The 13,876-nt window shown below is 34.4% G+C and carries 16 protein-coding genes; 4 read left to right on the plus strand and 12 right to left on the minus strand.

Annotated elements, in window-relative coordinates:
- Window positions 1-2: 2 nt before the first annotated feature.
- The 6 genes from FVB9532_RS16590 to panB are packed head-to-tail and all read right to left on the minus strand — an operon-like array spanning window position 3 to window position 3,759.
- Window positions 3-1,145, minus strand: a complete 1,143-nt coding sequence (locus tag FVB9532_RS16590; protein WP_150546306.1) for a hypothetical protein — start codon at window positions 1,143-1,145, stop codon at window positions 3-5.
- Window positions 1,138-1,488: an SdpI family protein gene (locus FVB9532_RS16595; protein WP_150546307.1), complete on the minus strand. Its 351-nt coding sequence runs from the start codon at window positions 1,486-1,488 to the stop codon at window positions 1,138-1,140. The genes FVB9532_RS16590 and FVB9532_RS16595 overlap by 8 nt, the downstream gene beginning before the upstream one ends.
- Window positions 1,488-1,994, minus strand: coding sequence for a cupin domain-containing protein (locus FVB9532_RS16600; RefSeq protein WP_150546308.1), 507 nt, complete (start codon window positions 1,992-1,994; stop codon window positions 1,488-1,490). The genes FVB9532_RS16595 and FVB9532_RS16600 overlap by 1 nt, the downstream gene beginning before the upstream one ends.
- Window positions 1,994-2,377 (minus strand): acyl-CoA thioesterase, encoded by a 384-nt coding sequence (locus FVB9532_RS16605; protein ID WP_150546309.1) that lies wholly within the window; start codon window positions 2,375-2,377, stop codon window positions 1,994-1,996. The genes FVB9532_RS16600 and FVB9532_RS16605 overlap by 1 nt, the downstream gene beginning before the upstream one ends.
- Window positions 2,374-2,937, minus strand: a complete 564-nt coding sequence (locus FVB9532_RS16610) for a PAS domain-containing protein (protein WP_150546310.1) — start codon at window positions 2,935-2,937, stop codon at window positions 2,374-2,376. The genes FVB9532_RS16605 and FVB9532_RS16610 overlap by 4 nt, the downstream gene beginning before the upstream one ends.
- Window positions 2,938-2,940: 3 nt before the next feature.
- Window positions 2,941-3,759, minus strand: a complete 819-nt coding sequence (gene panB / locus FVB9532_RS16615) for a 3-methyl-2-oxobutanoate hydroxymethyltransferase (RefSeq protein ID WP_150546311.1) — start codon at window positions 3,757-3,759, stop codon at window positions 2,941-2,943.
- Window positions 3,760-3,822: 63 nt separating this feature from the next.
- On the opposite strand from panB, the gene FVB9532_RS16620 reads away from it, so the two are divergent.
- Both FVB9532_RS16620 and FVB9532_RS16625 read left to right on the plus strand, forming a co-directional pair.
- Complete coding sequence (locus FVB9532_RS16620) at window positions 3,823-4,278, plus strand: nuclear transport factor 2 family protein (protein WP_150546312.1); 456 nt, start codon at window positions 3,823-3,825, stop codon at window positions 4,276-4,278.
- Window positions 4,279-4,320: 42 nt separating this feature from the next.
- The gene (locus FVB9532_RS16625; RefSeq protein WP_150546313.1) at window positions 4,321-5,493 is read left to right on the plus strand and encodes a GlmU family protein; all 1,173 of its coding nucleotides are present in this window, start codon (window positions 4,321-4,323) and stop codon (window positions 5,491-5,493) included.
- Window positions 5,494-5,562: 69 nt separating this feature from the next.
- Here the strand turns inward: FVB9532_RS16625 and FVB9532_RS16630 are convergent, their stop codons facing one another.
- Entirely contained in the window at window positions 5,563-7,038 is a 1,476-nt protein-coding gene (locus tag FVB9532_RS16630) for a TonB-dependent receptor (RefSeq protein WP_150546314.1), read from the minus strand.
- Between the two features lie 101 nt (window positions 7,039-7,139).
- Here FVB9532_RS16630 and FVB9532_RS16635 point away from each other — a divergent pair, with 101 nt between their 5' ends.
- Window positions 7,140-7,901 carry an MBL fold metallo-hydrolase gene (locus tag FVB9532_RS16635; protein ID WP_150546315.1) on the plus strand — a complete coding sequence of 254 codons (762 nt, stop codon included), beginning with the start codon at window positions 7,140-7,142 and terminating at the stop codon, window positions 7,899-7,901.
- Window positions 7,902-8,408: a hypothetical protein gene (locus FVB9532_RS16640; RefSeq protein ID WP_150546316.1), complete on the plus strand. Its 507-nt coding sequence runs from the start codon at window positions 7,902-7,904 to the stop codon at window positions 8,406-8,408.
- On the opposite strand, the gene FVB9532_RS16645 is transcribed toward FVB9532_RS16640, so the two are convergent.
- The 5 genes from FVB9532_RS16645 to FVB9532_RS16665 all read right to left on the minus strand — a co-directional run bounded on the left by FVB9532_RS16645 (window position 8,405) and on the right by FVB9532_RS16665 (window position 13,871).
- Window positions 8,405-9,058, minus strand: a complete 654-nt coding sequence (locus FVB9532_RS16645) for an alpha/beta hydrolase (protein ID WP_150546317.1) — start codon at window positions 9,056-9,058, stop codon at window positions 8,405-8,407. The genes FVB9532_RS16640 and FVB9532_RS16645 overlap by 4 nt on opposite strands.
- Window positions 9,058-9,390, minus strand: a complete 333-nt coding sequence (locus tag FVB9532_RS16650; protein WP_150546318.1) for a DUF4870 domain-containing protein — start codon at window positions 9,388-9,390, stop codon at window positions 9,058-9,060. Before FVB9532_RS16650 ends, FVB9532_RS16645 begins: the two co-directional genes overlap by 1 nt.
- Complete coding sequence (locus FVB9532_RS16655) at window positions 9,390-10,640, minus strand: dihydroorotase (protein WP_150546319.1); 1,251 nt, start codon at window positions 10,638-10,640, stop codon at window positions 9,390-9,392. Before FVB9532_RS16655 ends, FVB9532_RS16650 begins: the two co-directional genes overlap by 1 nt.
- Before the next feature lie 9 nt (window positions 10,641-10,649).
- On the minus strand, window positions 10,650-12,572 hold the full coding sequence (locus FVB9532_RS16660; protein WP_150546320.1) for a BatA domain-containing protein: 1,923 nt from the start codon (window positions 12,570-12,572) through the stop codon (window positions 10,650-10,652).
- A gap of 69 nt (window positions 12,573-12,641) precedes the next feature.
- On the minus strand, window positions 12,642-13,871 hold the full coding sequence (locus tag FVB9532_RS16665; RefSeq protein ID WP_150546321.1) for a sensor histidine kinase: 1,230 nt from the start codon (window positions 13,869-13,871) through the stop codon (window positions 12,642-12,644).
- Window positions 13,872-13,876: the final 5 nt, after the last annotated feature.

Consider the following 13,876-nt stretch of genomic DNA (forward strand, 5'->3'; position numbering starts at 1 on the left):
TTTTAATTTTCAAATGTAAGTGGAATTTCTGAATCGTCACACGTTAGTTTTTTACAGTTTTCAGAAGCTTCTATAGTAGCACAATGGTAAAATTCGACTTCAGGATAGTTGTTGCAGAAATCTTTCATAACTGCGTGATAAATTTTAGTGTCAGGTGGCGTAGGGACATTCAGTTCAAAATAAGACCAATAGCTTAGTTTAACTATATTTTTTTGCGGAAATTCTTTAAAAGGATAACAAGCATTTATAAAATTAGGATGCTGTTCAAGAAGCTGCTTGTCGGGAAGTGAAATGTAGGAACTTTGCCCCTGTCCCGAATAAAGTTGAAATGAAAAATAGTAAGGCCAATACCCGACTTTATAAAGTCCGGGAAGTAAAATAATGATAAAGGCAATTAGGGTTAAGGGTTTTTTTAGCGTTTGGGGCTTAGTGAATACTTCGATTTCATTTTTATAAAAACATAAATAGGTAAAAACGATCATCGCGATATTCCAAGGAATGATAACGCTATTAGTATTTCCGCCAATTGGCGAAAGCCAAACAAGAATTAAAAGATGGGTGGAAGCTGCCAAGTAAAAAGCAATGTTTCGGGTTTTCTTTATTACAAAACCAACAGCAACCAGAAGTTCAGTTATAGGAATAAAATAGCCTAAATAACTGTATTTCGATAAGTTAATATGCAATACTTGAAGTATCATTTTAGGGAAAATGATTTCTGTAAATCCTGAATTTAATTTATAGAGACCGCTCCAAAAATAAACTCCTATCAATATTATCTGAAAAAAGCTGAGGACTTGTGAAGCCTTAATTTTTTTGAAGCAAAAGGGAATTATAAAAACAGTATATAAATACACCCAAGGTTGCCAACGCATGGCATCTTGAACCAATAAAAAGCCGATAGTTAAGATTGATAAAAGAAAAATAAATGGCTTTTTATAAATAATTTGAATTGCTAAAAGAGCGATGAGTACAATAACCGGAATGAGATTAAAAGAAGTTGAGAATTCCGGAATAAAATCGAAAAGTGGAATGACCGGAAAATTCCTCCGGGTAATCCAGAGTTTAAAACTGAACATGATTCCGGCGATAAAGGCAAGGTTATTGACCAGCAGAAATGCTTGTACTCTTCCTTGAGGATTATTCAAATTTATTTTTAATCGCTTTTTCAGTTTTCCAGAAAATTATAATGATTGGAACTAAAAGTACAAAAACTACCAATACCGATTGTGTGGAAGAGCTCCAATCGGGTAATACTAATCCCAATAAAGAAAGTAGTGCTATTCCCACACCGCATTTCCACATAAGGTTAGAAGAATATTTTTGAGAAAAATCCCAGCGTTCCTGAGATTTCATTGAGTTGGGGGTACGATAACCGTATAGGGAATTTATTTTTTTGGGTGGGAAGAAAAGCAACAGTAAGCCAACTACGAAAAAAATCATCCCACAAATAAGCAACGGAATTGTAAAAGGATTTTCTAAACGTTCCATTAGTGGTGTGTGAATTTTGTGATGAGGTCTTGATGCTGCGGAAATTTATCGATAAGTTCTTGGCGAGTAGGAAGTGTAAAATCTTTAAAATCAAAACCCGGAGCTACTGTACAACCTGTCAATGCATAGCTTTCAGGTTGAATTACCTTAGCGGCAAACCAGTAATGTTTAGGAACCACAAATTGTGGCAGCTCGCCATTTTCAATATCATTGCCAATAATTACTTCAGAAAGTTCTCCTTCTTCAGAAATCATTACTAATTGAATGGCATCTCCTTTATAGAAATGCCAAATTTCCTCTTGGTTGATTTTGTGAAAAGCCGAAAAAGTTTCTGATGTCAATAAAAAATATATACAAGTGGAATAATTACGATTTCCCTTAAATACATCAGGAAGCTGATTTTCTGAGATTTCACCTTCACTTCGGTAAGTTTCTTTAAAATAACCGCCTTCCGGATGAGGTTCAAGGGCTAGTTTTTTTATAATAGATTGGGCCGCTGTTAGCATTATAGAATTTTTACAGGATTCTTGTCTTCATCTATGGCAACAAAAGTGAACTCCCCGGAAACAGCTTTTTCCCTACTTTCAGAATACATTTCTTCCACGAAAATATCTACTCTAACTTTTAAACTGGTGCTTCCTAAATAAGTTACTTTTCCTGTAAGTTCAATAATCGTTCCTGCAGGGATTGGTTTTTTAAAATCTATTTTATCACTACTTACGGTGACCATTTGTTGACGGCTAAAACGAGTGGCAGTAATAAAAGCGGTTTCATCCATTAATTGCATTGCCGTTCCTCCAAATAAGGTGTCGTAATGATTGGTAGTATTTGGGAAAACAGCTTTAAATATGGTCGTTTTAGAGTTTTCTATTCTCTGTTCTTTGTTCATCTTATTTGTTTTTCAAGAGCTAAATAATGGGTGGTTTTTTTAGTATATAAAGGGAAAATATCTAACCGACAGCGGTAAGGGGTGTTGTCTTTTTTGTAATTGATAAGCGTTTCAGAAAAAGGCTGATTAGCTAAGATATGTTTTTTGATTCTAGCTTTTGTTTCTGCTGAAGTTTGTTCACCTTGTAAAAAATCAGGGGATTTGTCAATGACAAATTTTTTACTGTAGCCCGTCATTTTCTTAAATCCAGTAGAAGCCCAAACAATTTTTTTTGCTGTATTAGTGACCACTAAAGCTTCAAAATCATGGGCAGAGAAAATCTGTTTGAAATTATTTTGAAACTGAAATTTGTTAGCAAATTCAAAAAAAGACTTTATTTCCCTTTGTTTTCTAATCTCTGCAAGTCGTTTAGAAGAATGCTCACTATAAATATCCCAGCTTAGCAATGGAGTAGCGGTATTGTTAACTTCTATCTCCGGTGCGAGTTGCTGATATTCATTGGTAGAAAGTGAAGAGAAATAGAGATCTAGGCTCATCATTTTACCTAAGTTATTTTTCATAGCTTAGTATTGTTCATTTTCATTGGGAAAATCACCCGATTTTACATCTTTATGATAAGCTTTAAAAGCATTGGTCATTTCGGTATGTAAATCTAGGTAACGACGTAAGAAACGTGGGTTAAACTCGTGAGTCATTCCCAACATATCGTGAATTACCAAAACTTGTCCGTCAACTCCATTCCCGGCACCAATACCAATCACAGGAATAGAAATGCTCTCGGCTACTTCTTTGGCTAATTTGGCAGGGACTTTTTCTAAAACTACAGCAAAACAGCCAATTCTTTCGAGCATTTTTGCATCGGCTTTTAATTTTTCAGCTTCTTCCTCTTCTTTGGCCCTAACCGTATAGGTTCCAAATTTATAGATAGATTGTGGAGTTAAGCCTAAATGTCCCATCACGGGAATACCGGCTTTTAAAATACGTTTAATAGATTCTTTAATTTCTTTTCCACCTTCCAGTTTAACCGCGTGGCCACCGCTTTCTTTCATAATTCTAATAGCAGAACGTAGCGCCTCTTTAGGATCACTTTGGTAACTTCCAAAAGGTAAATCGACGACCACCAGTGATCTGTTGATCGCTCTAATTACAGAAGAAGCGTGATAAATCATTTGGTCGAGTGTGATGGGCAAAGTAGTTTCGTGACCAGCCATCGTATTGGCAGCAGAATCACCTACTAAAATTACATCTACACCGGCACCATCTACAATGCTGGCCATCGTATAATCGTAGGCCGTAAGCATCGATATTTTTTCTTTGTTGGCTTTCATTTCTACCAACGATTTAACCGTAATTCTTTTATATTGTTTTTTTGCAGTTGACATTTTCTTGTTTTTTGTTGAAGTAAAAGTACTAAATTCGTACACGAACGTCAAAACATTAACGATATGCGGTTTTTTTACTTTTTTCTTATATTTTCCATAGGATTTACAGGATTTTCGCAATCGAAAGAAGATTCTGCGAAAGCCATGGTGCAAGCCTTTTTTAAGGCTTTTCATGAGCAGGATAGTGTAAAATTAAAAACCTATGCTTTTGAAGATGTTCAGTTAAAATCAATCGCTAAAAATGCCAAAGGAAAAATGGTCATAAATACCGATAGTTATGAAGAATTTGTAAAATCGATGACCACTATACCTGCAGAAGTTGACTTTGAAGAGCGATTAGGCTTGTTGGAAGTCCAAACCGATGGTTATTTGGCCAATGTTTGGGTGCCTTATGAGTTTTATTTGAATGGGGAATTAAGTCATTGCGGAGTAAATAATTTTCAATTGATCTATACCGATAAAGCTTGGAAAATTATTTCTATCGTAGATACCCGAAAAAAACAAGCTTGCCAAGATTAATTTGCGTCTAACTTTTTAAATTCGTCCCTAAAACTAACTATTATGAATTATATACTCTTTGACGGAGATTCAAGAAATAAATTATTACCATTCACGTATACGCGTCCGGTTGCCGATATTCGCGTAGGTATTTTAACCATCCGTGAAAAATGGGAATTGTTGTTAGAAGCTACCACCACTACAGTTACAGAAGATTATTTATCTGGAAAATGGCCTATGGTCGAGATGGAAACCAACGTGATGATCAATGGTGCTTATTTTCCTTCAGAAAGTTTACTTCAGCAAATCAAAAACTTGAAGTCTAATCAAGTGATTGTGCATCAAGATACCTATATCGCTTTTATCACGGCGGAAGGGGAAGAAGTAGATTTAGAAAATTTTGAGACGATTGAAGTAGAAGAAGAACCCCTTTTTATTGAAAATACCTGGGATATTTTTTCTAAAAACGGAGACGCCATTGAATTTGATTTTTATTGGTTAACTAAAGACCGGGAATCAGCTGAAATACCGGATTCCGTTTTTTGTGTAAATAAAGAACGCATTTTTGTAGAAGATGGAGCAAAACTTACGATCGCTAGTTTAAATGCAAGTAATGGACCTATTTATATTGGTAAAGATGCTGAAGTCATGGAAGCTTGTAGTGTTCGTGGACCTTTTGCGCTTTGTGAACACGCTACCTTAAAAATGGGAGCAAAAATTTATGGACCAACTACTGTGGGACCTCATAGTAAAGTTGGGGGAGAAGTGAATAATTCAGTGATTATGGGGTATTCTAATAAAGGTCATGATGGATTCTTAGGAAATTCTGTTTTGGGTGAATGGTGTAATTTGGGAGCAGATACCAATAATTCCAATTTAAAAAATAACTATGCTGAGGTAAGACTATGGAGCTATGAAACCGAAGGTTTTGCAAAAACAGGATTGCAGTTTTGTGGCTTGATGATGGGTGATCATTCTAAATGCGGAATTAATACCATGTTTAACACCGGAACTGTTGTTGGGGTTAGTGCCAATATTTTTGGTGCTGGTTTCCCTAGAAATTTTGTACCGAGTTTTAGTTGGGGAGGAAGCAGTGGAACCACCACTTACAAAACCAATAAAGCTTTTGAGGTAGCCGAAAAAGTAATGGCAAGACGTGCTATCGAATTTTCAGAAGAAGAAAAAGCGATTTTAGAACATGTTTTTGAAGAGACAGCTAAGTTTAGAAGAGATTAGGGATGAGATGATATTAAAAAAGCTCCCAATTTGGGAGCTTTTCTTATTTAAAATATAAACTATTTGATTTTATTTCTGAGAATTAGCTTCTTGCGCTAACTTTCTATCCTTTTTTTCTTGGTATCCAAATAAGTTTTGTTCTTTTATCATTGTTGCGGTGTTTTCAGGCAACATTTCTTCCCATCCATCTTCCCCGTCAGAAATAATTTGTAAAACTTCACGAGAGAAAATATCCATAATCGTAGGATCGTAATCTTTAATATCTACTACTTTACCATTGTACTTAAAGAATTTGTATAATTCTTTCATACGCGGATGAACTTTTAGGTTATCGCTATCGGTAATTTCTCCGGTATGTTTGTCTTTTAAAGGATATAGGTAAACTTTTAAGTCTTTAAAGAACAGTTTACCAAAAGCTTCCAAAATTCCACCGCTTAAATGGCGATAGTATTTTTCATCAAAAATATCGACTAAATTGTTCACACCCATCGCTAGTCCCATACGTTGTTTGGTATAACGAGAGAAATATTCAACAACTTTATAATATTCTTGGAAGTTTGAAATCATAACCGTTTGGCCAAGAGCACAAAGTAATTTGGCACGGTCCATAAAATCTTTTTCATCAATCTCTCCTTCCGAACGCAGGTTAGATAAGGTAATTTCAAAAATACTAACTGTATTTTCCTCTTGTACCCGGTTTTCTTTTAAAAATAAATCTAGCGCATTTTTATAAATGTCCATATTTACTTTAGTTACCGGTCTAAAACTCCCTCTTAACGCAAGTACGTTTTTCTTGTAAAGTATTCTTGCCGGTAGCACATTATTACCATCAGGAGCAAACATGACCGCTTCGGTCATTCCATTCTTTACTAGTTGTAAACTCATCAGGCGGTTATCTACTTTTTCAAATCTTGGACCTGAAAAGTTAATGGTGTCTATTTCTAACTGATCTTTATCGATATGATCGTATAAATAGCGTAAGAGTTTTTTAGGATTATCGTATTTGTAATAAGCTCCGTAGATGAGGTTTACTCCAAGTATTCCCAAGGTGTTTTGCTGTAAACGGGCATCGTTTTCGTGAAAACGGAGGTGAAGAATAATTTCATTATAATCTTCATCCGGTCTTACTTGGTAACGTATTCCTACCCAACCGTGACCTTTGTATTTTTTGGCAAAATCTATGGTAGCCACCGTATTAGCAAAGCTGAAGAAAAGTTTCTTGGGGTGTTTTTCCCGATCCATGCGTTCTTCAATGAGCCGCATTTCGTGTGAAAGCATTTTTTTTAACCTCGCTTCAGTAACATATCTTCTGTCATCTTCAATCCCATAAATGGCATCGCTAAAATCTTTATCGTAAGCACTCATCGTTTTTGCGATGGTACCCGAAGCAGCTCCTGCCCTAAAGAAATTTCTAACCGTTTCTTGGCCGGCACCGATTTCGGCAAAAGTACCGTAAATATTTTCGTTTAAATTTATACGGAGTGCTTTACTTTTTATTGAAGGAACGTTTTCGAATTCCTTATCGCCCATTATTGTAATTGGCATAGCAAATTAAAGATTTAATTGTGTTTGTTACGTACTTTCAAAGGTAATGATTTGACGGTTAAACAAAAAAATATAATTACTTTTGTGATAAATTTTTGCTTTTGGAAATAACATTTTTAGGAACAGGCACTTCACAGGGGATTCCAATTATAGGAAGCGACCATCCGGTCTGCTTAAGCAACGATCCTAAAGATAAGCGTTTGCGCGTTTCAATTTTAGTAGAATGGGAGAATTATACCTACGTGGTAGATTGTGGACCTGATTTTAGGCAACAAATGTTGGCAAATAAAGTTGAGAAAATTGATGGTATTTTGCTCACTCACGAACATAACGATCATATTATTGGTCTAGACGATGTACGTCCATTTTATTTTAAACAAGGTGATATTTCGGTATATGCGCATCCACGAGTAATTAAAGCGTTGAAAAAGCGGTTTGATTATGTTTTTGAAACCGTCAATAAATATCCCGGAACTCCCACATTAGCTATTGTAGAGTTAAACGATAATCCTTTTCAAATAGGGAATCTAGAAGTAGTTCCCGTAAATGTATGGCATCATAAATTGCAGGTATATGCCTTTAGATTGGGAGATTTTGCGTACGTGACCGATGCTAAAACCATAGATGAGGAGGAACTGGAAAAGTTGAAAGGGGTAAAAGTTTTAACCGTAAATGCGTTGCGAAAAGAACCTCATTTATCTCATTTTAACTTAGAAGAAGCCTTAGATTTTATTAGAAAAATAAACCCCGAAAGAGCTTACTTAACACATATTAGTCATTTAATGGGTTTTCATGAAGAAGTAGAGAAGGAGCTACCGGAAAACGTGTTTTTGGCTTACGATAATTTAAAAATCACAATTTAGATGAAGAGCAAACTTTTTATGTACCTGTTTTTATTTGCGGTACTTTACATCATATTTCAATATGCCAATTCCAAGAAAACATTTGAAATGCAAGAAGCTAAAATAGGATCTTTAAGAGAAAAAGTGGAAGCATTAGAACAAACCAAGGATTCCCTTCAAAATACAAGTGTTACAGCTTCTTCACAAGATGGTTATTCATTAGAAAGCGATGATAAAGCCAAAATGTATATAGAAGAATTGGGCTATAATATAGATGATTTTAAAACTAAATTGGAGAGCGATATTTTCTCTAAAAACAAAGCTGATGCAAATAATGAGTTAGTTCCTTTTGCCGGAATGAATGGCGGCTTTATGCGGATTAATGGTTTGAGAATTATTAACCATCGTTGGGTAATCATTGAATTTACCGATGGTACCTACTGGGGCCAAGCTTTAGTGAATTATTTTATAGAAGATGACGGTTCTCTTTCTTTTGAAGTAGGCGATGGCTTTTTATATCCTAATTAATTTTTAGCTAACCAGTTTTTAAATTCCATAAAATTTTGTGGATTTACACCGTGACCCACGGGAAATTCTGAATATTTATAGTCGATACCCAAATTTTCTAAGAAAGGTTTATTTTTTCGAGCCCATTCTACCGGAATTACTTGATCTACACTTCCGTGTGAACCATAAATTTTTAATTTCGAAAAATCGTTGTTTTCGTAACCTTGCTTAAAAATAGCAGAATGAATGTAACCGCTTAACGCGACAACTTTATTAATTTTTTCAGGATAAGACAGCGCTACCGCATAACTTAAAATAGCACCTTGACTAAAACCTAGAAGGATTACCTGTTCAGGATCTGCGTGATAATTTTCAACTACTTCATCTATAAACTTTACGATTAGTTCACGCGATTCAATGGCTTGTTCGTCGTTCGTAAATTTATTTTGGGAAGCATCAAAATTAATTTCATACCAAGCATTGCCGTAAGGTTGCATAGCTAGGGGAGCTTTTGCTGAAACAATAAGGTATTCTTCAGGTAATTCACCTGCAAAAGAAAACAAGTCGTTTTCATTACTGCCATAGCCGTGAAGCATAATAATTACCGGAGCTTTTTCTGTTAAGCTGGAAGGTTTAATGAGGTGTTCTAAAGAAAGATTTTTAGTGATCATTACGCTAGATTTTTAAACCATTTTTGAAAATATTCTCCTACCAAGGGTACAATTGTTTTTCTACCTTGAATAGCTCCAATAAAGCCATATACCCAAAGGATAAATACAAATATCCAAAAAGCAACAGAAATTAACCAACTATCAAAACCGCTAATTAAAGCAACCAACAAAAAATATAAAATATGTATACCTAAAGCTTGTTTAATGTGAAAACTTGCAAATTGATTTTTAGGTTCGCTGTTCATGAAAATAGCGATGATCGCTCCAATAATGGTAAGGTAAGCAACAATAGCCGTAGATTTTCCTTCTCTTATTTGTTCTGTAGTTGACATTAGGATAGCGTTAATTGGTGGTTAGCTAAAATACCGTATACTTTTCCTTTTAATTTTTCCCCTAAAAACATAGAATTTTTTGAGGTTGAAAGAATATGGTTTTTTTCAAAAGTAAAATTGCTTTCAGGGTTGAACAGTGTTAAATTGGCTTTTTGGCCAATTTCGAGTTTGGGAGTCTCTAGGTGGAAACGTTCCCGACCCTGGGTTAAAACTTTAATGGCTTTCTCTGTTGGTAAAAGTTTGTTTAAAGCAGCAAAGGCTGTCTCCAATCCAATGGTTCCAAAAGCAGCATTTTCAAATTCTACTTTTTTCTGTTCAATATCAATAGGCATATGGTCGGTGGTGACCATATCTATGGTTCCGTCTTTAACCGCTTTTAGTAAAGCTTTTCGGTCTTTATCGGTTCGTAATGGAGGAGTAACTTTGTAGTTGGCATCAAATCCTTGTAGCTTTTCATCGGTTAATAATAAATTATGAATTGCTACGCTACAAGTTACATCTAAACCATTCTTTTTAGCTTCTTTAATAAGCTGAACAGATTTTTCAGTTGAAATTGTAGGGATATGAAGTTTTCCGCCGGTATATTCTAAAATAAATAAATCCCTACTAATCTGAAGTTCTTCTGCAAACGAAGGGATTCCTTTTAATCCCAATTGTGTACTTTGGTATTCTTCGTGTACATATCCGTTTCTGGCAATCGCATTCTCCTGCGGAAATGATTGTACCAATCCGTCAAAATTTTGCGTGTATTGTAAAGCAATTTTCAGTAAGTTGGGATTCTTGACAGGTTTTTTATAATCTGAAAAAGCTACCGCGCCGGCATTTTTCATATCGTAAAGTTCCGCTAAATCTACTCCGTCTGCATGTTTGGTTAAGGTTCCTACCGGAGCTAATTGAACTCCGTGTTTTCCTTGATGGCTAATTAAAAAACTAATGGTCGAACTATTATCGGCAACAGGTTGGGTAGTTGGATTCAAAAGAATCGTTGTAAAACCACTTTTAGCGGCGGTTTTCATTCCGTTGTCCAACGTTTCCCGCTCTTCGTAACCTGGTTCTCCAAAACTTACGCTGCTATCAAACCAACCCAAAGAAACATGAAGGTTTTCTTTTTCAATTACTTGATCTGCTTTGGTAGAAATAGATTTATCAATTGCTTCAATTTTTCCATCGTTAACTAAAATATCTACCTTTTTAAGGTGATGTGCACTTTCAGAATTAACAATTGTCGCAGCTTTGATAAGGATTTTCATTGATGGGTTTTATTTAAGAAACTTCAGTAATAAAAATTCAGTAATTAAAAATATTAGGGCAAAAATAACAAACCATTTCCAAAGAAAGTTCATTTCATTTGCATTAATCTCTGCCGTAAAGAAGTTTGAAATACTTTCGCTTTGCTTACTATTTTCAACATCAGAAAGTTCAGCATAATTTAAATTACTTTCTTTTCTATGGTAATTAAAACTGATTTTTTTTAGGGTTTTATCGTTAGCCTGTAAGCTATAAGTTCCCGCCTTTTGGGGTTGTGTGTTAAACGTTAAATTAACTTTATTGCTGTATTTTCTTTGTAATGGAATAAAAGTAGACGTACTATCCTTCACTTTAATTACTTGGTCTTCTTGTAATGCGGTGGCAATTTCTACCGTATTATTTTGTCCGCTCAGATAATACAATTTGGGTAGTTGTAAACTTTGTTTCGCCATATTATAAAAAGTAGGGACAATTAATGGCGAATTTTTAAAATTGCTATTTTCTTTATTGATTGCGGCTGAAAAGTGATAGGTTTTATTTGATAAACTTAGAAAAGCTGAACCATTGCTAAAGCTTAAAATATTGTCGTTACTAGTTGTTGGGTAATAGCTATATACTTTGGGATATTCAAAATTGGAAACTTTTTTATTGAATACATGTTCATACAGAGGATGATTGAAATTAATCTGCGTGATCTTTAGTTCCTGTTCAATTTTTGGGTTGAAATTGCCAAGTTGAAGCAAATTGAAAAGTGTTTGATAGGAAGTAAGATTACTTTCTAAAGAAGGAATTATTGTGACAAATCCACCATTTTCTATGTGTTTTTGAAGAATAGAACCTAATCCGGAAGGAATACTTTTTAATTCATTAAGCACAATTAAATTCTGGTTTTCCAGTTGATTGTAATCAATTTGATTTTCAGCAACCGAAATAAAATTGAATTCAGCTTCTGTATAAATCTTTTTTAGAAAACTATCATCACTTCCGTTTAAGGCAATGACATTAATTTTTTCATTTTGTTGAAGTGAAAAATACAAGCGGTTATCAAATTGAAGATGATCGTCCAAAATTTGTATAACGCCATCTATGTTTTCATTGTTAGGAACGCTAAACGTAGTGGAAGCTTTGTTTTTTTCTTCGAAACCAATACTGCTTTTTGCCATTAAATGAGTTCCATTATACAAGCTAACAGGGAAAATTTCTTCAGTCGTAGAAGTTGCCGATAAATTGACTTGTAGTTCAATATTATCTAGGTTCTGATTTTTTATAAACACCGAATCGATACTCACATTAAAATTAGTTTCCGGTTGTAACTGAATAAAGGTGTTTTCAATATTCTTTTCAGCAGAAAAACCATCCATATCTTTTTGCTGAAAATCTGAAATGGCTACAAATTTTTTCAGCGTACTAGAATCTTTGCTAAACTGGTTTAAAGCTTTTAAATAGGTAGTTTTTAAACGGGTTGGAGTAGAAGAGTAACTAATTTGTTGTAATTCGGGTTTAATTTCTTCTAAGTTTGTTTTGCTATAAGTTTGGTCGTTAGTGAGTAAGGTAAAGGTTTCCCCTTCGGGAATTTGGGTAAGTAAATCTTGAATGGCTTTTTTTAGCAATTCTCCTTGTTGTCCCTTTTGCTGCATGCTAAACGAATTATCTAAATAGATAACTGTTTCTTTTTCTTTTAAAGTTTGTTGGGAGGAAGGGAAATAAGGTTGAGCAAATGCAATAATTAAACAAGCTAAAGCCAACAAACGTGCTAAAAGTGTAAGCCACTTTTTTATTTGAGAACTTTTACGGGTTTGTAATTGTACTTTTTTTAGAAATTTTACATTGGTAAAATATTCTTTCTTAAACCTTCTTAGCTGAAAAAGGTGAACAAGAATAGGGATAACCAGTAAAAAAAGTGCGTAAAGAATTTGCGGGTTTTTAAACAGCATTTCTTATTTTCTATAAGATGTTCAAATATAGAAAATGAAACTTAAAGTTAACCTATAGTTGCCTATTTATTAAGCGGTTTTTTGTTGGATGGGTTTTTCGATGCTAAATGTAAAGCTGGTACTTTTTCCTATAATAGATTTTACTTGAATTTCGCCACCTAAACTGTTGACTAGTTTTTGAACGGTAGAAAGGCCTATTCCATTGCCTCTATTTCCATTTCTATCGATCTGATCGATAGTAGCAAATAATTCAAAAATATCTTTTTGTTTATCTTGTGGAATTCCCATACCATTATCGTTCACGCTAAAATAATAGACATCTTTTTGTTCTTCACAGCTAATATCTATTAAAATTTTTTCTTTGTCGTTGTATTTGAGGCTATTGCTCAATAAATTAAGTAGAATTTGCTCTAAGGCTACGCGATTGCAAATTAGATCCAGGTTATTTTCCGGGAAGTTAATTTCGCAATCTTCTGTTATATTTAGTAAATCAACGATTTCTTCCAGTAAATGATGGATATCAAACTGATCTTCTTCCTCTCTAGGAGAAAGTTTATCGGTTTCATAGTGCGCTAAGATTTTAGTAATGTAATCGCTTAAAGTAAGGGAAGATTGTTTAAGGTATTTTAGATACTCGTGGGCTTTTTCATCTAAATGTGCACTATATTTTTCTTTTAATAAATCAGAAGTCACAATCATATTGGCCAATGGCATTTTCATATCATGAGAAACCACACCGGCAAAATTTTTCAACAATTCATTACGTTCCCGTAAAGTTTTTTCAGTTTCCTCTAAATAATCATTTCTTACCCGAAGCTCTAATAGTTTTACTACTTGTTGAGCGAGCGTTTTTAGAGCTTTTATTTGATGCTCGTTTAATTTTTTAGGTTCATGGTCGATAATGCACAAAGTACCTAATGCATTTCCATATTTATCGGTAAGTGGTACTCCGGCATAGAAAATAATCGGAGCATCTTTTGATTCTGTGAGTGGATTTCCCTTAAACCTTTCATCTAATCGAGCATTTTCGATAATGGTTATCTCCTGAGGTTTTAAAATAGCATGGCCACAAAAAGATAAGTCTCTGCTACTTTCACACATATCTATGCCAATACGAGATTTAAACCATTGTCGTTCTTCTTCAATAAAAGTAATAAGCGCAATAGGAGAATTGCTAACATAAGAAGCAAGTTCACTAATATCATCAAACTCCTTTTCGGGAACGGTATCAATGATTTTCAGCTCCTTTAGTGCTTTTAATCGTTTAGCTTCGTTAGCTGGTAAACAAGGTTTGATCATAGCAA

The sequence above is a fragment of the Mesonia oceanica genome (assembly GCF_902499555.1).
Taxonomy (GTDB): domain Bacteria; phylum Bacteroidota; class Bacteroidia; order Flavobacteriales; family Flavobacteriaceae; genus Mesonia; species Mesonia oceanica.